The 17533-nt window shown below is 73.3% G+C and carries 12 protein-coding genes; 7 read left to right on the top strand and 5 right to left on the bottom strand.

What is annotated here, in order from left to right:
* Window positions 1-84: 84 nt before the first annotated feature.
* The 4 genes from QWU11_RS38640 to QWU11_RS38625 all read left to right on the top strand — a co-directional run bounded on the left by QWU11_RS38640 (window position 85) and on the right by QWU11_RS38625 (window position 3223).
* On the top strand, window positions 85-1098 hold the full coding sequence (locus QWU11_RS38640) for an LLM class flavin-dependent oxidoreductase (protein WP_290119508.1): 1014 nt from the start codon (window positions 85-87) through the stop codon (window positions 1096-1098).
* 97 nt (window positions 1099-1195) lie between these two features.
* Window positions 1196-2218 (top strand): LLM class flavin-dependent oxidoreductase, encoded by a 1023-nt coding sequence (locus QWU11_RS38635; protein ID WP_290119507.1) that lies wholly within the window; start codon window positions 1196-1198, stop codon window positions 2216-2218.
* A 78-nt stretch (window positions 2219-2296) separates the two neighbouring features.
* Entirely contained in the window at window positions 2297-2641 is a 345-nt protein-coding gene (locus QWU11_RS38630; RefSeq protein WP_290119506.1) for a MarR family transcriptional regulator, read from the top strand.
* A 12-nt stretch (window positions 2642-2653) separates the two neighbouring features.
* Window positions 2654-3223 carry a YbhB/YbcL family Raf kinase inhibitor-like protein gene (locus QWU11_RS38625; protein ID WP_290119505.1) on the top strand — a complete coding sequence of 190 codons (570 nt, stop codon included), beginning with the start codon at window positions 2654-2656 and terminating at the stop codon, window positions 3221-3223.
* Window positions 3224-3254: 31 nt separating this feature from the next.
* Here QWU11_RS38625 and QWU11_RS38620 read toward each other — a convergent pair whose 3' ends face one another.
* Entirely contained in the window at window positions 3255-4100 is an 846-nt protein-coding gene (locus QWU11_RS38620) for a helix-turn-helix transcriptional regulator (protein ID WP_290119504.1), read from the bottom strand.
* A gap of 102 nt (window positions 4101-4202) precedes the next feature.
* Here QWU11_RS38620 and QWU11_RS38615 point away from each other — a divergent pair, with 102 nt between their 5' ends.
* From QWU11_RS38615 to QWU11_RS38605, 3 genes are all read left to right on the top strand, one after another.
* Complete coding sequence (locus QWU11_RS38615; RefSeq protein WP_290119503.1) at window positions 4203-4886, top strand: SDR family NAD(P)-dependent oxidoreductase; 684 nt, start codon at window positions 4203-4205, stop codon at window positions 4884-4886.
* Window positions 4887-5094: 208 nt separating this feature from the next.
* A complete protein-coding gene (locus QWU11_RS38610) occupies window positions 5095-5523 on the top strand; it encodes a hypothetical protein (RefSeq protein WP_290119502.1) in 429 nt (142 codons plus the stop codon).
* A 41-nt stretch (window positions 5524-5564) separates the two neighbouring features.
* The gene (locus tag QWU11_RS38605; protein WP_290119501.1) at window positions 5565-6056 is read left to right on the top strand and encodes a glycosyltransferase; all 492 of its coding nucleotides are present in this window, start codon (window positions 5565-5567) and stop codon (window positions 6054-6056) included.
* Window positions 6057-6295: 239 nt separating this feature from the next.
* Here the strand turns inward: QWU11_RS38605 and QWU11_RS38600 are convergent, their stop codons facing one another.
* From QWU11_RS38600 to QWU11_RS38585, 4 genes are read right to left on the bottom strand one after another with little or no spacing between them, the layout of a single operon-like run.
* A complete protein-coding gene (locus tag QWU11_RS38600; RefSeq protein ID WP_290119500.1) occupies window positions 6296-8074 on the bottom strand; it encodes a hypothetical protein in 1779 nt (592 codons plus the stop codon).
* Window positions 8071-13209: a hypothetical protein gene (locus QWU11_RS38595; protein ID WP_290119499.1), complete on the bottom strand. Its 5139-nt coding sequence runs from the start codon at window positions 13207-13209 to the stop codon at window positions 8071-8073. Before QWU11_RS38595 ends, QWU11_RS38600 begins: the two co-directional genes overlap by 4 nt.
* On the bottom strand, window positions 13206-16349 hold the full coding sequence (locus QWU11_RS38590) for a hypothetical protein (RefSeq protein WP_290119498.1): 3144 nt from the start codon (window positions 16347-16349) through the stop codon (window positions 13206-13208). Before QWU11_RS38590 ends, QWU11_RS38595 begins: the two co-directional genes overlap by 4 nt.
* Window positions 16346-17530: a kelch repeat-containing protein gene (locus QWU11_RS38585; RefSeq protein ID WP_290119497.1), complete on the bottom strand. Its 1185-nt coding sequence runs from the start codon at window positions 17528-17530 to the stop codon at window positions 16346-16348. Before QWU11_RS38585 ends, QWU11_RS38590 begins: the two co-directional genes overlap by 4 nt.
* Window positions 17531-17533: the final 3 nt, after the last annotated feature.

The raw sequence follows: 17533 nt of genomic DNA, 5'->3' as shown, positions 1-17533 counted from the left end.
AACTCGTAGAAATACGATGTAATGCCGCTTGTCAAGCCTCACGACGCTCACCTGCCACAACGTGGCGGACGATGGAGGACCCCTGTGCCGCTGAACTCTGAGCCGTTGCGGAAGCTGGGCTTTCTGACCATCGGGCTGTTCGACGCTGCCGATCCGCTCCTCGGCCACGAGTCGACGCTTGAGATCATCGAGCTGGGCGAGCGGCTGGGGTTCGACAGCGCCTGGGTACGGCATCGTCATCTGCAGTACGGCATCTCCTCGCCGGTCGCCGTCCTGGCGGCGGCCTCCCAGCGCACGAGCCGCATCGAGCTGGGCACGGCGGTCATCCCGCTGGGCTGGGAGAACCCGCTGCGACTGGCCGAGGACCTCGCGACGGTCGACATCCTGTCCGGCGGGCGCCTCAACCCCGGTGTCAGCGTCGGCCCGCCGATGCACTACGACCGGATCAAGGACGCGCTGTACCCCGGCACCGCCGACGCCGAGGACTTCGGCTACGGCCGCGTACGACGCCTGCTCGACCTCGTACGCGGCGAACCGGCCAGCGACTTCAGCGGTACCGAGGGCTTCGAGGTGTTCTCCGACCGCGTCCAGCCCCACTCCCCGGGCCTGGGCGGCCGCCTCTGGTACGGCGGCGCGAGCCTGCGGTCGGCGCAGTGGGCCGGCGAGCACGGCATGAACTTCCTGACCAGCAGCGTCGTGAAGGCGGAGGAGTCAGAGGACTTCGCCGAGATCCAGCTCTCCCACATCCGTACTTTCCGCGCCCACCATCCCGACGGCGACCGCGCCCGTGTCTCCCAGGGGCTCGTCGTCATCCCCACCGACGGCGCCTCGCCGGAACAGCGCGCCAAGTACGAGGAGTTCGCGCGGAAGCGGACGCCGCGTACCGCCACCCCGCAGGGACCGGCGCGCCTGCTGTTCGCACCCGACCTCGTCGGCACCTCCGCGGAGATCGCCGAACGGCTCTACTCCCACGCCGCGTTCCGTGAGGTCGACGAGGTCGCGTTCGCGCTGCCCTTCACCTTCGACCACGAGGACTACGTCCAGATCCTCACCGATATCGCGACCAGGCTCGGCCCGGCACTCGGCCGGCACCCCTGACCCGTACGCTGTTTCCATCCCCGCGTCGCGATTCCCCGCGCCGGGGCCGGTCCGATGGGCGGGAATCAAACATGCCGGTGGCGCGCTGGGAGCTGCAGTGAAGAAGATTGGCTTTCTGTCCTTCGGGCACTGGACGCCGAGCCCGCAGTCGCGGACCCGGACCGCCCGTGACTTCCTGCACCAGTCCATCGACCTGGCGGTCGCGGCCGAAGAACTCGGCGTGGACGGCGCGTACTTCCGCGTCCACCACTTCGCCCGCCAGGCCGCCAGCCCGTTCCCGCTCCTCGCCGCGATCGGCGCGCGTACCTCGAAGATCGAGATCGGTACCGGCGTGATCGACATGCGGTACGAGAACCCGATGTACATGGCAGAGGACGCCGGCGCGGCCGACCTCATCTCCGACGGCAGGCTCCAGCTCGGCATCAGCCGCGGCTCGCCCGAGCAGGTGATCGAGGGATGGCGCTACTTCGGCTACGCCCCCGCCGAGGAGGAGACCGACGCCGACATGGCCCGCCGGCACGCGGAGGCGTTCCTCGCGGTGATCGAGGGCGAGGGCTTCGCGCGGCCGAACCCACGGCCGATGTTCCCCAACCCGCCGGGGCTGCTGCGGCTCGAACCGCACTCCGAGGGCCTGCGCGACCGCATCTGGTGGGGCTCCAGCTCGAACGCGACCGGCGCGTGGGCCGCCAAGCTCGGCATGAACCTCCAGAGCTCCACCCTCAAGGACGACGAGACCGGCGAGCCGCTGCACGTCCAGCAGCGCAAGCAGATCGAGGCGTACCACGAGGCGTGGAAGGAGGCCGGCCACGAGCGGGAGCCACGGGTGTCGGTCAGCCGCAGCATCTTCGCCCTCACGACCGACCTGGACCGCGCCTACTTCGGGCACGACCGTGACTCCAAGGACCAGATCGGCATGATCGACGAGACGACACGAGCGATCTTCGGCCGGTCGTACGCCGCCGAACCGGACGTGCTGATCAAGCAGCTCGCCGAGGACGAGGCCGTCCAGGCCGCCGACACCCTGCTGCTGACCATCCCGAGCCAGCTCGGCGTCGACTACAACGCCCACGTGCTGCAGAGCATCCTCACCCACGTGGCCCCGGGCCTCGGCTGGCGCTGACCGGCCCGATCCCCGGCAGTGCGGAGACCGGGGTGACCGTCGCCCTCGCGCCTCTACAGCCGGTTCCGTTCCGAGCGCGTGGAGGGAGAGGTCCCGGACGCGGCGCTGCTCGTGCTCATCGTTCTCGACAAGCAGGACCGGATGAGCCTGAGCGACCTCGCCGAGGCCGCGAAGGTCACGCTCGGTTCGATGAGTCAGACGGTCCGGCGGCTGGAGCAACTCGCCTACGTGTCGAAGTCCCGCGGGACGGAGGACCGGCGCAAGGTCCTGTTCACCCTGACCGACGAGGGCAGGGCGGCGGTCACGGCATCGCGCCGCCACCGCCGGGACTGGCTGAACGGCCGCCTCGCCGAACTGACCGCCGCCGAACGCGACGACGTCGCCCGGGTCGCCGCGCTCCTCCTCCGCATCGCCGACTCTTGAACAAGGAGCACCATGCACCCCGTAGAAGTCCTCCTCCTTCCCGTCGGCCGGGCACTGCGCAACCGGCGCCCCGACGAGGCCGCGAGCATCGCCAACGCTCCTGAGCTCGCGACCGGGAACCGCATCGCGCTGACCTCCCCCAGCTTCGGCGACGGGCAGGTCATCCCCGCGAAGCACTGCGGGCCGTTCATCGGCGCCGAGATCTCGCCCGCCCTCGCGTGGGACTCCCTTCCCGCGGGAACGACGGACCTGGTCCTGGTGATCGAGGACCTCGACAACCCGGGCGCCGTACCCGGCATCCACACGATCGCCGCCTTCGCGCCGGCCGAAGGCGGCCTGCCGGAGGGCGCCCTGACACCGGACAACCCGGGCTTCCGGTTTCTCCCGAACCACCGCGGCCGCGCCAAGTACGTCGGACCGAGGCCACTTCCCGGCCACGGCGCGCATCGCTACCGCTTTCACCTCTACGCCCTCGACACCGACGTCGACTTCACGAAGGTCGCCGACGCCGAACACCTGCCGCCGGCCCTTGCGGGACACGTCCTGGCCTCCGGAACCCTCACCGGCACGCGGACGACCTGACGCTCCCGCGGCGAGAGCACCGAGACGGGCCCTACTCGACGATGGTCTGGGTGCCGAGGACGATGGCGAGCTCGAGGCGGTCGGCGTCATCGGTGCCGGGCTCGGCCGTGTAGACCGTGATGCGCAGGTCGTCCGCGGCGACGATGAGCGTGTCGCAGTCGAGGGTGATGTGGCCGACCGCGGGATGGTCGATGACCTTGTGCCGGGACGGGTCCGGGAGCGGCTCGGGGGCGTCGGCCTCCCAGAGTTCGGCGAACCTCGGGCTCTCGGCGGTGAGTTCGGCCACGAGCCGCCTCAGCGTACGGTCGGCGGGGTACCGGCCGGCGGTGAGGCGCAGGTCCGCGACCAGCCGCGCCTCGTGGTCGGCGTGTTCCTCCGCGGTGTGGACCGTACGCGTTCCGGGGCCGAGGAGGTTGCGCCAGACGGCGTTGCGTTCGATCCCGCGCCAGGCGGACGTCTCGCCCATGAGCGCGTCGTACGGCGCGTTGGCGAGGACGAGCGTCCAGGTGGCGTCGTAGACCACGACCGGGGTGCCGGTCAGCCGGTCGAGCAGACGCTGCACGCTCGATGTGACGCGTGACGGGACGACGTCGGCCCCCGGGGCGGCGTGGCCGGCCAGCCGGTAGAGCAGGTCGCGTTCCGCGTCGGGCAGGCGCAGGGCCCGCGCGAGCGACTCCACGACCTGGGCCGAGGGCGTGGTCGCGCGTCCCTGTTCGAGCCGGGTCAGATAGTCGGCCGAGATCCCGGCGAGCCCGGCGAGCTCCTCGCGGCGGAGCCCGCTGGCCCGGCGGCGCCCGCCCACGGGCACGCCGACGGTCTCGGGCGCGACACGGTCACGCCACCGGCGCACCATCGGACCGAAGTCCCACGACTCCACGCCCCCAGTCTGCGGCAAGGCGTCGCGTCTGTCCTGGTCCCGGCACTCCTAGGAAAACGGGACGGCTGCCTCCACCAGCGAGGATCCTCCCAGGCTCGGACCATGACCACCACACTGATCACCGGGGCGAACCGCGGCCTCGGCAAGGAGACCGCCCGCCAGCTCACCGCCGCCGGGCACACCGTGTACGTCGGCGCCCGCGACGAGGACTCCGGCCGTGCGGTCGCCGACGAGCTCGGCGCTCGTTTCGTACGGCTCGACGTCACCGACGACGCCTCCGTCGCCGCGGCGTTCGCCCAGGTCGAGACGGACGGCGGGTTCGACGTTCTCGTCAACAACGCCGGCATCGGCCTGCTCGCCCTCAACGGTCCCGACGCCCTGAAGGTGTTCGACACGAACGCCGTCTCGGTCGTCCGCGTCACGGAGGCGGCGCTGCCGCTGCTGAGGAAGTCCGCGAACCCGGTCGTCGTCAACGTCTCCAGCGCGCTCGGCTCCTTCGCGGCCAACCACGACCCCTCCCGCCCCGCGTCGCAGGTCTCCGCGATCGTCTACGGCGCGAGCAAGGCGGCCGTCTCCATGCTCACGGTCCAGTACGCCAGGGCGGTGCCCGAGGTCAGGTTCAACGCCGTCGAGCCGGGCTACACCGCGACGGAGTTCGGCGGCCAGGAGAACCCCCTCGGCCGCCCGGTCGAGATCAGCGCCGGGAACATCGTCCGCATGGCGACCATCGGCCCCGACGGTCCCACCGGCACATTCCAGGAGGACGACGGAGAACTGGGCTGGTAGCCCATAGGCGAAACACCGGATGGCGCGGTTCTCGGCACCGAAAACGCGGTCTTCCCAGCGAATCCCCTGCCCCGCAGATCTGGATCCTCCGGTGGTCGGATCGTGCCATCCGGCCTCTCTTGCTAATCCACGAGGCTTCTACGAGCCCGCCCTCCCGGAGAGTGGCGGGTTCGTCAGAGTCTTCCGCCCGGAGCGGTCCGGTCCGCGGATGAGTCACATCCCGTGGGCGAACCCCTTCGTGAGCAAGCTCGCCGGCATTGCGAGCCAGGTCGTACGCGAGTTCGGCTGCCAGGTCCTGGTCGCCTACTACTTCGAGCCGTACGCCGTCGCCGGCCATCTCGCCGGGAGCTGGACCGGCGTCCCGTTGCTCGTCCAGCACGCCGGCAGCGACCTGGACCGCCTCATGCGGATACCGGAGCCGGCCGCGACGTACAAGGAGGTCCTGCGCGCGGCGGACCGTGTGATCACCCGGCCGGCCCTGTACCGGTGGTTCGAGGGCATGGGCGTACGGGGAGAGGCATTACGTACCGGCGCCCCATTCGCCGTTCCGTCCTCGTTGTTCAATTTCTCCGCCGCCCCGCTGGAAATACGGGAACCGCCGAGAGTGTTCGATCCGCGACTGCCCGCGCGAAAATAAGAAATGCCGTCGCCGAGGCCGGGATCGAGGAACGCACCTGGGTGCTTCCGTTCGTCCCCCACTGGAAGGTGCCACGATTCATCCGCGCGTGCACCGCCGTCTGTTTCCTGGAGCGCGACTTCCCCATCGCGATCCACGGGCCGGTGATCCCTCGTGAGGTGCTGGCGTACGGCACCTGCCTGGTGCTCTCCCGCGAGATCTACGACAAGCAGGTCTACCGGGATCGGCTGGAGGACGGCCGCGACGTCGTGATCGTGGAGGACCCGAAGGACCATGCCTCGCTGGCGACGGCGCTGCGGTCGGTGGTCGAACGCCCGGAGCGCGCGGCGGAGATCGGCGCGGCCGGCCACCGGGTCTCGGCCGCCCTGGAGGACTACGGCCGCACCGTCGACGCGTGGGAGTCGCTCGTCCAGGACGTCCGGCCGGCATCGGGCGAGCCCGCGCCGGTCGACGTGCTGCCCTGGCTCCACGCCGTGCTCGGCGAGCGGGTAGAGCCGGCGACGACCTGCTCCTCCACCGGCTCGGCGAGCTGAGCGAAAGGACCGGGCAACGGGCTGATCGGCCGGTTCCTGGAGGCGAACCCGGCGGAGGCGGAGGCGGACCGGCCGCTGCCGCTCTGCTCGATCCGCGCGAACTGCCGCTGGTTCGCCCAGGTGGGGCGGGGCGTCTGCTCGGTCTGCCCGATGGTCCGCAATCCGGGCGCGGTCGCCCGGGACTGAGCGCTCGCCGGCCGCCTGCCACGAGGGCCGGCGGCCGGCGAGCGCGCGTGCGGCTACGCGCCGTCCGTGGCCACGAGCTGGTCGAAGGCCAGGCCGCTGGAGCCCTCGCCGCGGCCCGTGCCCCGGCTGGTGCTCAGCCAGAGCGCGACGCGGCCGTCGCGCCATCGCGCGCGGTTGTACGCGACGCTCAGCGTGGTGCCCGTCTGCGGCACCTCCTCCTCGTTGACGAAATAGGGATCCGACGCGTCGATGCCCTCGCGCAGCAGGGCGGTGCGCGGGCGGACCGGCGTGCCGTCGACCGCGCTGGGCAGGGCGGCGCGCTGGAGCTGGACCTGGCGGGTGTCGTCGGGGACGTGGACCGGGATGAACGGGATCCAGTTCTCCGGGATCGTGTTCATCGCCTCGTACGCCACGGCCGCGTGCGGGGCGTCCGCGGGCGGTTCGGGGAACAGCTGCCGCCGATGGGCGAGGATCTCGGCGGCGACCTCGCTGCCGCGCCGGCCCTCGCCGGTGGGCAGGCGTACGGTGCGCTCGATGCCCCAGACGAGGTTCGCGTTCTCGTCCCGGACCAGCGACACCTCCTCCAGGGCGGGCCCGACGGCGACGTGCGGGACCGTCGCGGGCACGAACATCCGGGCGTCGCCGGGCGGGGCGCCGAGCGAGTCGACGGCGAACATCGACCAGTTCCGATCCCCGGCGGGCGTGATCCACTGGCGCTGCCCGAACACGTCCGTCACCGCCAGCCCCTGCGCCGTCGCGACCGCGCCGGCCGGCAGGTCGCACGGCACCTGGAACCAGGAGTTGCTGAACACCAGGGCGAACTCGAGGAAGATCAGGCGGGTCAGGTCGGTGCTGTCGGGGCGGACCGCGGCGAAGTTCGTCCCCCCGTCCTCGACCGCCCACCAGCGCGGCAGCGGCATCCCGGAGAAGCGGACCGGAACCGGGAACACCGTCCGGTTCACGGTCGCGGGGCCGGGGTGGGTGCCGCCGACCGGGCCGCCCGGATCGATGGAGAAGGCGTGCCAGTCGAGCTCCCCGCCCGGGTACTCCGGCGCGGTGAGGACCGTCTCGCCGCCGCCCGGCTCGGCCGCGGCGACGGAGAACCGGTGCTCCAACCGGCGCGGGTCCCAGGTGGCGTCCGAGGACGGCTGGTCGATCAGGCCGTCGAACCACGCGACCAGCCGCTTGCCGAGCTGGTCCAGCTGGGCCTTGAACAGCGTGGTGATGCCGTCAGAGGCCTTCCCCCCGTCGGCGATGTGCCGGTACAGCAGGTAGCCGTCCATCCGCCGGCCCGCCACCGCCCGCAGCTGCGACCACACCTCGGCGTGCGAGGCCAGGGGGGTGTCGCGGTCCGCGGCGGGGTCGGGCGCCGCGATCGGATACCGGTTCACGTACGCCTGCCGCAGCGGCCGGAGCAGCGGCGCGGCGTTGATCAGTTTGAGCCAGTGCCGGCCGATCACCAGCCGCAGGTCGTAGGAGATCGGGTCGGCGCCGAACATGAAGGGCACGGCGCGGCGCTCGGCGACGGTCTCCACCGGCCGGTCGGCGGGCAGGTCCTCGGCGGCGCCCCCGGTGGGCCGGAAGCGGCTCGGCGCCGACGTCCGCACCGAGTACGTGACGGTCGCCGGGGAGCCGGCGTCCTGGCCGCGGAACTCGCCGAGCTGCCACTGCCGGGTCAGCATCCAGAGCGGGTCCCGCACCTCGGCGCGCAGCGCGCGGTCGAAGTCGGTCGTACGCGGGCGGCCCTCCAGCCGGTTCCACACGCCGACGGTGGGGAAGGCGCGGGTCGCGAGCGCCTGTGGGAGGTTTTCGATACGCGGTGCTTCGGTCATCGGGACTTCCAGCGCAGGTTGGCGACCGCGAGGTCGGTGCTGATGGTGATGGGCTGCCGGGTCGCGGAGATAACGGTCGCCGGCAGCAGCTGGGCGTACGCGGTGTCGTCGAGATGGTGGGGTTCAACCGCCCGCAGCCGGGCCAGCTCGAAGGTCTCGGTGATGGCGGCGACGAGGTCGTCGGTGTTCCAGGCGCCGGTACGTTTCGGCGGGACGGCCAGCAGCATGGCCTGCGGAGGCTCGGAGTCCGGGCGGTGGAGGTCGGCCGCGAGCGCGGTGGTCTCGCGCTCGGCCGGGACGACCTCGGTCCACTCGTCGAGCAGCAGGCCGCACCGCTGGTTCTGGGTCGGCGGCGGATTGTCGGCGTAGTGCGCGGTGTAGAGCAGCCGGTCCTGGTCGATCACGGCACCGGCGGCGAACTCCATGCCGAGCCAGTGGTCGTTCTTCACGAACGGCAGCTGGGCGGGCACGAGTTCCGGCTCGTCGTCGGTGAGGGCGTCGCTGAGCAGCACGACCCGCTCCCACAGCCGCGGCATCTCCCGTACCCGGGCGACGCCGTGCAGCCAGTCGTCGACCGGGAAGTCCCGGCCCGCGCTGACCAGGTGCTTGAGCAGATCGCCGCTGGCGTTGCGGGCCTGGCGCAGGTCGGCGGCGAGCTGGTCGGCGGCGGTGAACTCCGGCACCACCAGGGCGTCCTCGCCGAGCAGCGTACGGAACGCGCGGAGGGCGGCCTCGACCTTGTCCGGGCCGGTCACCGCCTGGTCCCGCTCGGTCAGCGCCTGGACGGCGGCGGTCAGCCGCCGGGCGATCTCGGCCTGCAGCGCCTGCGCCCGGCTCAGCAGGTCGCGGGCGAAGGCGGTGACCCGGTCGCGGAACGGGGTCAGGTCGAGGCCGGTCCGGTCGAAGTCCGTCAGGGGAAGCAGCGCTCCCACCTCGGCGAACAGGCCGCTCAGGGTGTTCCGGCCGGTCTTGGCCTCCTGCTGCAGCGCCTGCAGACGGTCGTTGAACTTCTTTCGTATCGTGTTCCGGATGGTCGACCGCAGGTCCATGGGCTTGGCCGGCCGCGCGACCGGTTTGGTGGTGAGCAGCCGTTCGGCCCGCTCCAGCAGGCGGAACCGGTCGTCGTTCGCCGTGGATCCCGGCAGCGCGTCGTACTGGGCGAGGAGCACGTCGGCGGCGGTCAGCGAGCCGCTCATCCGCGTCGCCGTCTCCGCGACCGCGGCCAGGACGTCGGCGAAGACGCCGCGCCGCCAGGCGAGCACCTCGCCCCAGCCGCTGCGGACCATGCCGAAGCCGCTCGCGGTGCCGGCGAGATCGGCGTACCGCCCCAGGAACGTGTCGATGTTCGCGACGAGCTGGGCCGTGGGCAGCGCCACCGACAGGTCGTGGACGAAGTCGGCCACGTCGTCGCCGAGATCGTCGATGGCGTCGCGGACGGCGGCGGTCCGCTTGGGGGCGATCGAGACGGCGTCGTCGGCGGTCCGGTCCACGTCGGCCGCGCCCGCGGCCGGCACGAGGTCGCTGGGGCGCAGGGTGCGTGACGTGGTCAGCAGCGTACGCAGCGCGGCGACCAGCGAGGACAGCTCGAAGAACGTCGTCTTGCCGTTGATGTGCTGGGTGTGGCGGATGGTCAGGACGGCGTCGGGGCGGGGCTTGTCGCGGTCGATGACGACGCCGAGGATGCGGTCGTCGAGGTCGGTCATCGACTCCTCGCTCGCCGGGCGTACCGCCCACAGCAGGTCGATCGGCTGCAGGCCGGCGTCCTGCTGGGTGACCACGTGTGAGTGCGCCTGGCCGTTGACCGGGTCGGTCCAGGTGACCGTGGCGGCCACGTCGGCGCGGTCCGGCAGCACGCCCGGCAGCCAGGCGTTGACCGCAGGCTCGGCCTGGGAGCGCGGGGTGGCCTGCAGCACCGGCGGGTTCAGCCCCGGCGTGAACTGCAGGCCGAGCCGGTGGGTGAGCGTCACGCCGCTGCGCGGGGTGGCGATCACGGCGGGCTCGGGAACGAAGCCCTCCTTGGAGTACGCGTCGAGGGTGGCCGACGCCCGCTCGGCGTTGCCGGCCAGCGCCTGGTGGGCGCCCTCGGCGACGGCCAGGTCGGCGACCGCGTCGTGGATCTCCAGGAGGCGCTGGACCTCCGCGCCGATGGCCTCGAGCTGGGCGGGATCGGCCTCGGGCAGCCCCTCCGCCCCGAAGGGGTAGGTGTCGGCGCCCGGGACGCGGGTCACCCGCCGGACCAGCTCCAGCCCGTCGATCACGTTGCGCGCCTCGACCAGCTCGGCGGACGTGCCGGCGGCGGCCTCGGTGCCGGGGATCCGGCCGGCCCGCAGCGGGAACGCCCCGCGCAGCGCGATGATCAGCGAGTCCAGCTCGGCCTCGGCGAACCGGTCGTGCAGGCCGCGCTCGAACCGGTACCCGAGCAGCGCGCCCAGCGACCGGCCCTGGCGCAGCCCGTCGAGGATCGTGAGCGCCACCCGTACGCGGCCCGATGACAGATTGACCGCGAACGTGCCGGGGTCCTCCGGGGTGGAGTTGGCCAGGTAGCCGGCCCGCAGCACCGCGGCCGTGGTCGCCTGGCCCGGCGACGGCGCGTGCACGTAGCCGCCGTTCTTCGGGTCGTGCAGCAGCGGCGAGGAGCCCGGCGGCGTGAAGATCTTCGCGAGGTCCCCGCTCAGCGTGACCGGTGTCAGGTCGCCGGTGTGCGGATGCACGTCCTCCAGCCACCCGTACGCGCCGAGGTGGACGCCGCGCTTGGCCGGGAGGGAGCCGTCGGCGCCGAACCGCAGCTCGGCCAGCCGCTCGTTGGCCAGCCCGAGCTGCCAGGCGTCCAGCCGGTACGTCGCGCAGTCCAGGTGCTCGGCGAGCACCCGCTCCAGCCGGGCGGTCGGCAGGTCGGCGAGCAGCGAGAGAGCCTGCGCCTGCGCGGCCAGCGGCGCGGTGGCCTCCCGGCCGTTCAGGACGGTGGGGATGAAGTCGACCAGCAGCGTGTCCGCGTTCCCGGTGACCGTGGGGTCGGGCGAGTAGAGCTGCCGGTACCGGCTCTCGCTGGGCGTCGCCGGGTCGCCGACGTGCACGAACAGCGGGTCGGCCGGGCCCGGCACCTGCGGGCTGCCGGCGGCCACCGCCAGCCGCCGGGCGGCGTCCTCCCAGCCGAGCAGGACCGCGTGCCGCAGCAGCAGGTACAGCAGCGCCGCGGGCGGCCGGTCGCCGGCGAAGTCCCGTTCCAGCCGGATCTTCTCCAGGTTCGCGCCGGCGTTGTCGGCGAGCCAGCGCAGGTAGCCGCGGTGGTCGGTGGTGTACTCCCGGATCGGGTCGGTCTCCGACAGCGGCCGGTCGTCGACGAGCGGGCCGAGCATCGGGTACTGCGTGCCGGCGAACAGCCGCCGGACCAAGTCGGGGTCGGGCGGTCCGGTGTGGCCGAGCCGCGCGAGCAGCTCACGGATGGGCCGCGGCATGTCCAGCCGGTCCAGCGCCGGGAGCACGTCCGGGCCGTGCCCGCCGAGGTTCTCCCGGTTGTAGGCGTCCTCCACGCTCAGCGCGTACCGCTGGTAGAACTCGGCCGAGGTCGGGTGCAGCGCGAGGATGTCCAGCAGCATCTGGTGCGGGTCGCCGTCGGTGCCGAGCCGGGTGACCTGCCCTGCGGCCGTACGCCAGTCGGTGAGCGCGGCGCGGACGACCTGCTGCAGCCCGCGCCGGTGGGCGGCCGGAATCGGTCCGGTGTCCGGCCAGGTCAGGCGGGAGAACGCGGTGACGGGCAGGATCCCGTACGGCTGCCGCCCGATCCGCACCGCGGGCACCGGGCCGCGGCCCGAGACGTACCGCGTGAAGAACTGCCGGGTGCGCTCGACCGTGTCCGCGCCGAACAGCGGGTTCATCGTGGTCCGCAGGTACGAACCCCAGGTCGCCGGCCACAGCGCGGTGTTGGCCGCGCGCGCGTCCCGCTGGTCCGTGCCGTCCGCGTTCGGCGCGCCGGTCAGGACCGCGGGGTCGATGCCGAGGAGTTCGGCGAGCCACTGGCCGTCGGTCTTGGTGGTCCAGTCGGCCGGGGCCGCGGCCGTCAGGCCGGCCGCGGTGCGCAGCGCCGCCGCGGCCTGCTGCGTCGCGTCCTGGCCGGCCGGCGCCTGGTCGCTGTTGTTGGTCGGCGTGCCCTGCGGCAGCAGCGCGAACCCGGCCTGGCTGCGCAGCTGCCGGCTGACGAGGTCGGCCAGGTCGGTGCCGGCCTGGGCCGGGGCGGACTTCTGCCGCAGCCCGTACACCACCAGCCGGTCCACGCCGTTCCGGATCGTGTCGTTCAGCGGGATCCGTACGCCCATGCCCACCTGCACGGCCCGGGTGAAGTCGGTCAGCCAGCGCAGGTCGTCGGGGACGTGCAGCGCCCCCGTCGTCTCGTCGATCGACGGCTGGTCGGCGGCGCTCGGGTCGGGACTGACCGCGAGGGTGTCCGGCACGGCGGCCCCGGTCACCGAGATCACCTGCTCCTCGCCGACGTAGCCGAGGACGGTGAACGCGTCCGGCAGCAGCCGGGCCCGTGCCCCCACGGTCCACGACTGGGCGGCGAGGCCGGTCGGGGCGGGCAGCACCAGGAAGGCGACCTGGACCGCGTCGCCGCGCTCGACCGTGGCGGCGTCAATGCCCGCGGGACGCCGCGACCGGATCGTGGCGGCGCGGGTCGTGCCGACGGCGGTGTTCAGCGCGACGTCCGCGGCGCGGGTCTTGGCCGCGTCGCCGTGCGCGCGCCAGACGGCCGTCCAGTACGTGGTCGTGGGCGTCCGGTCGTTCGTGGCGACGGCCTGCGCGGTGACCACGACCAGCACGGTCGTGGTGGCCGGAACGCCGGCCGGCCGGTCGGCCGGGTTCGACGGCTTGCGGGTCTGCAGCAGCCAGGTCGCCCGCCCGGCGGGCACCCGGCGGGCGAGCTCCTGCCAGGCGGCCTGCTCGGCCGCGTTCTCGCCGCCGGCCCGCCAGAGCGCGGTCCAGTACGCGTCCAGCGCGCTGATCTCGGCGCTCGCCGGCTTGGACTCGAACGCGTCCACGGACCAGTCGTCGGGGAAGATCCGCACCAGGAGCTCGGTGGCGGTGAAGCGGGTCTCGAGGCGGACCGGGCCGAGCAGGACCGGGAAATCGTCGCTGATCATGAGAGCATCTCCTGTGCGTGCACGGCCATCAGGACGGGCGCCTGGAAGAGGATGTAGGCGATGTCGGCCGAGCTGAGCCCGGCGTGCCACAGCGGCAGCGACAGATCCTCCAGGTGCTGGTCGTTCTTCTCCTCGTCCTCCGCCGGGTCGTCGAACTCCTGCAGCGGCACGGTCGCGGTCGCCCCGTCGAGCCGGATGAAGCCGTGGCCGAGCGGGTCGACGTCCGGCCAGGACAGGTCGTTCCACACCTCGACCGCGGTGCCCGGACCCTCGTCGGCGCCGAACCGGGGGTCGCCGGGCCGTTCCTTGATGACGAAGAACCAGCCGGGGTCGCCGCCGGGGGTGCCCTTCGCCTTCTCGGCGGTCAGGGCGAAGCCGAGCAGGTAGATGTCCGGATCGACCTTCGCCTCGAACACCGGCATGCGGATCTCCTCGGCCGACGGGTGCTCCTCGTCGAGGAGGTCGACCGGGACGCGCTCCTGGTGCGGGTCCGGATGGGCGTTGTCGGGCTGCCAGCGGGCGCGGTGCGCGTAGATCGCCGCGGTGGGGTACTTCTTCAGCAGCTCGCCGCGGATGACGAGCACCAGGTCGGCCTCGGCGTCGTTGTCGTTGTCTCCGAGGTTCCCGGTGGTGGGCCAGTCGTGGATCGGGCGGATGTCGTACAGCCGCTCCCGCAGCTGCGCGGGCGTCTCCCCCGGGTGCGGCAGCACCGTACGCGGGTCCCAGAACTGCCGGAACGGCGTGCCGCGCTGGTCGGTCGGGTACTCCCGCCACAGCAGCTCGCGGGCCATCTCGTGGTTCAGCCCGACCAGGAAGGACTCCATGAACTGCCGGTCGGTCTCCAGCAGGGTGATCGTGTTGGGCGGCAGCAGGGGCAGGTTGGGCGTGAAGACCTCCACCGACAGGTCCAGCAGCGACTGGTACATCGGCAGGTCGATGACCGGGTAGGCCATCGCCTCGATGAACCTCTCGGCGAACGGCTGCAGCCGTTCGGGCAGGCTGACCGAGTCCAGCAGGGTCTTCGGCACGGTCTGGTCGGCGCGCAGGCCGTCCAGCACCGCGCCGGTCGCGCCCGTCACGTCCAGGGCCTTCCGCGCGTCGACCTGCCCGCCGAGCTCGGCGTCGGCGCGGGCGCGGAAGAGGTCGCGCAGGGCGTCCTTGAACCGTCGGGCGTCGGCGCTGTCCGGGCCGCCGGGCGCCGGGACGCGCGGGTCGCCGGGCAGGGTCAGCACGAAGCCGGCGCTGGTGGGGAGCTGGTCGACCGGGTCGCCCGGCGCGTGGCCGCCCGGGTGCAGCGCCGCGTCGAGCCGCTCCGCGGTGACGACGGCGCCGGGGGTCGCCTTGGGAGCGGCGGCGGTCACGGCCTCGGCGTCCATCCGCGGCAGCAGGTCGTCCGGCACCGGCTGCCCGTCGCCGAACGGCAGCGCGCGCATCAGCCGTGAGCCCGGCCGGATGATCCGCCGCATGGCGGGCGAGACCGGTGCGGTCCCGACCCGGCTCTCGGCCACCCGGAACCCGACCGCGACGGTCTCCGCGTCCGCCACGGCCACCGACTCGTCGGCGAAGGTCGCGGTCAGCCGCGGGTGGGCCGGCGCGGTCAGCCTGAGCGCCCGGCCGGACGGGGGCGCGCCGGCCAGGCCGGCGGGCGTGGACGGGTCCAGGTGCCGTGCCTGGAGCACGTGGCCGACCTCGCGGGCCAGCTGCGCGGCGCGGATCCGGGCGTTGGCCGCCAGCACGTCGCCGACCTGCGCCCAGGCCGCGGCCATGAACTCCTCCTGCCGGTCCTGGACGATGCGGGTGCCGAAGCTCGCCGCGACGCGGAACCGCGGGTCGAGGTTCAGCTTGTGCACCCAGTTGCGGTCCGCGTCGACCGGCGTGCCGTCCCGCTCGTGCAGCAGCCGGGAGGTGAGGGCGTGCCAGCGTCCGTACAGCGGCGGTGTGATCACCGGGTCGGCCTGCCCCACGTCGGTCACGGGCACGCCGCCGGCCCGCGCCCCGGCGAGGGCGGCGTTGGCGGCGGCCGGGGCGTTGACCAGGTACTCGTCGGCCAGGTTGATCAGCCCGGCCAGCGCCTCCTGGAACGGGTGCGGGTACGGGCGGTCCGGCTGGTCGTCCCAGTCGTCGAACACGTCCTCCGGCCGGTCGGGCACCCGTAGCGCGCCGCCGAGCCGTAGTACCCCGTCGATCCCGGCGGGCGTCGTGATGCCCGGCAGGCCGAGGCCGGGCGAGCGGTGCACGTCGACGTCGCGCCGGCCCACCCTGGCGTCGGGCAGGCGCGGCTCCAGCAGGCGTACGAGCGACTCGAAGTCACCCGCCGATCCGGTGGAGAAGAACCAGCGGTGGTAGTACGGCAGGGTGCCCGGCACGGGCTGGTTCGCGTACGGCACGCTCCAGCTCGGGTGCAGCGCCGACGGCGCGCCGGCCGGGTCGAGCCCGAGGCCGGCCAGCCGCCCGGTCTCGAACGCCGGCACCAGGAACGCGTGATAGGCGGTGTCGGGGGCCAGGTGGCGCGGGCACAGCAGCCGCGCGCACGCGTCGTCGGCGTCGCCCGCGAGCACCGCCTCCAGCGCGGGCAGGGCGACGGACATGTCGTTGGAGGTGATCTGGTCGGCCAGGCCGCCGTTGACGTGGACGTGCGCCCACGCGCCGAGCTGGTCCGGTGGCGGCAGCGTGGCGGCCGGGTCGGCGACGGTGACGAACGGCAGCGGCCGGTCCGTGCCGGTGCCCTCCACGAACTCCGCCTCGTCGCCGGGGTCCCGGCCCCCGGCGAGCACGACCAGCGCCAGCCATGGCGCGAGCCGGGCGGTGGCGGCGTCCGGGCCCGCCGGGCTGTACCTCCAGGGGAAGTCCTCGTCGTAGAACTCGATGTGGGCCAGGAAGCCGGCCTCGGCGTTGGTGACCCACGCGCGCGGCTCGGTCCGCGAGATCGCCCGCGGGTCCACGCCGACGACGTCGCCCGGCCCGTAGAGCTGCACGTCCTTCACGACGTCCTTGGTGGTCACCGTGCCGTCGGACGCCTCTGCGGTGAGCCGGAGCTGCACCGGGATCGTCGCCCGGTTCGCCGCCGCGGTCCTACCGTCGATCTCGGTCGCCAGCCCCGTACGCAGCCAGGGCAGAAAGGAGTACGCGTTGGCGGTCATGACAGGTCGTCCGTCAGGGCGAAGATCTCGGTGCTCGGGGTCAGCTCGTCCGCCGTGGCGCTCGCGGCGGCCAGTCCGGTGCGGACGATGCCGCCGGTGACGAGCACGCGGTGGTCGGCCAGCGCGGTGGCGGCGAAGGCCCAGCGGCCGACGGCGAGGCCGGGCGCCGCGGTCCACTCGCCGGAGGCCGCGTCGTAGACGAGCGTGCTGGAGTAGCCGGCGTCGTCGCGCACCCGGTCGGTGCCGCCCATCACGAGCACCTTCCCCGAGCCGAGCGCGACGGCCCGGTGGTGGCCGCGCCCGGCGGGCATGGGCTTGGCGGAGGCCCAGACGCCGGTGGAGACGGTGAACAGCTCCGCGGTCGACCGGCTGAAGGGGTCGAACGTGCCGTCCCCGGCGGGGCCGGGCGGGCTGCCGCCGGTGACCAGGATGGTCGTGTCCGAGACCGCCACCGCCTGGTGGCGGGTGCGCGGCACGAGCAGGTTCCCGGTCGGCGTCCACGCGTTGCCCTTGGGGTCGTACACCTCGCAGTACGCGAGCGCGGCCTCGTCGTCGCGGCCCACCGGGACACTGCCACCGGCGACCAGCACCCGGCCGTTGGCCAGGACGATCGCCGGGTGGCCCGTACGGGCGTCGGTCATCGGCGCGACCTCGGTCCACGTGCCGTTCTTGGGGTCCCAGCGCTCCGCCGAGCGCAGCGCGGTCACCGACTGCCCGGACCGTACGGCCGTGCCGCCGGCGACCAGCACCGACCCGTCGGCCAGCAGCGCGGCGCTGTGCCCCCACCGGGCCGTGTGCAGCGCACCGGTCGTGGCCCAGGTCCTGGCGACCGGGTCGTAGATCTCGGCGGCGGCCAGTCCCGGCGCCGGGAACTGGTTCCCGACCCCGGTACCGCCGGCCACCAGCACCTTCCCGTCCGCGAGCCGGGTGGCGCTGTGCAGGCGCCGTGCGGTGTGCATGGTCGCCGGCCCCTCGGTCCACTCCCCGTGGTCACCGGCGGCAGGGTCGAAGCGTGCCGTACGGGCGACGGCGGCGGAGGACGCGTCGGCCCCGCCGGCCACGAGGACCGTGCCGTCGGTGAGCAGCACGGCTCCGTCGTGCTGCCCGTCCCAGGCGACCGCGGTCTCCTGGTCATCAGTGGTCGTCCAGCTGCCGATCGCGGTCGAAAGTGTGCTCGTCATTGT

Source organism: Actinomadura sp. DC4, assembly GCF_030406325.1.
GTDB lineage: Bacteria > Actinomycetota > Actinomycetes > Streptosporangiales > Streptosporangiaceae > Actinoallomurus.
The sequence above is the reverse complement of the archived record's forward strand: the minus strand, read 5'-3'. Positions and strand labels throughout refer to the sequence as shown.

Excerpts from the sequence above, each read along its gene's own strand:
- QWU11_RS38590 (WP_290119498.1), bottom strand. The coding sequence starts at position 16,349 with ATGACCGCCAACGCGTACTCCTTTCTGCCCTGGCTGCGTACGGGGCTG.
- QWU11_RS38585 (WP_290119497.1), bottom strand. The coding sequence starts at position 17,530 with ATGACGAGCACACTTTCGACCGCGATCGGCAGCTGGACGACCACTGAT.
- QWU11_RS38625 (WP_290119505.1), top strand. The coding sequence starts at position 2,654 with ATGCACCCCGTAGAAGTCCTCCTCCTTCCCGTCGGCCGGGCACTGCGC.
- QWU11_RS38600 (WP_290119500.1), bottom strand. The coding sequence starts at position 8,074 with ATGACCGAAGCACCGCGTATCGAAAACCTCCCACAGGCGCTCGCGACC.
- QWU11_RS38595 (WP_290119499.1), bottom strand. The coding sequence starts at position 13,209 with ATGATCAGCGACGATTTCCCGGTCCTGCTCGGCCCGGTCCGCCTCGAG.
- QWU11_RS38610 (WP_290119502.1), top strand. The coding sequence starts at position 5,095 with ATGAGTCACATCCCGTGGGCGAACCCCTTCGTGAGCAAGCTCGCCGGC.
- QWU11_RS38615 (WP_290119503.1), top strand. The coding sequence starts at position 4,203 with ATGACCACCACACTGATCACCGGGGCGAACCGCGGCCTCGGCAAGGAG.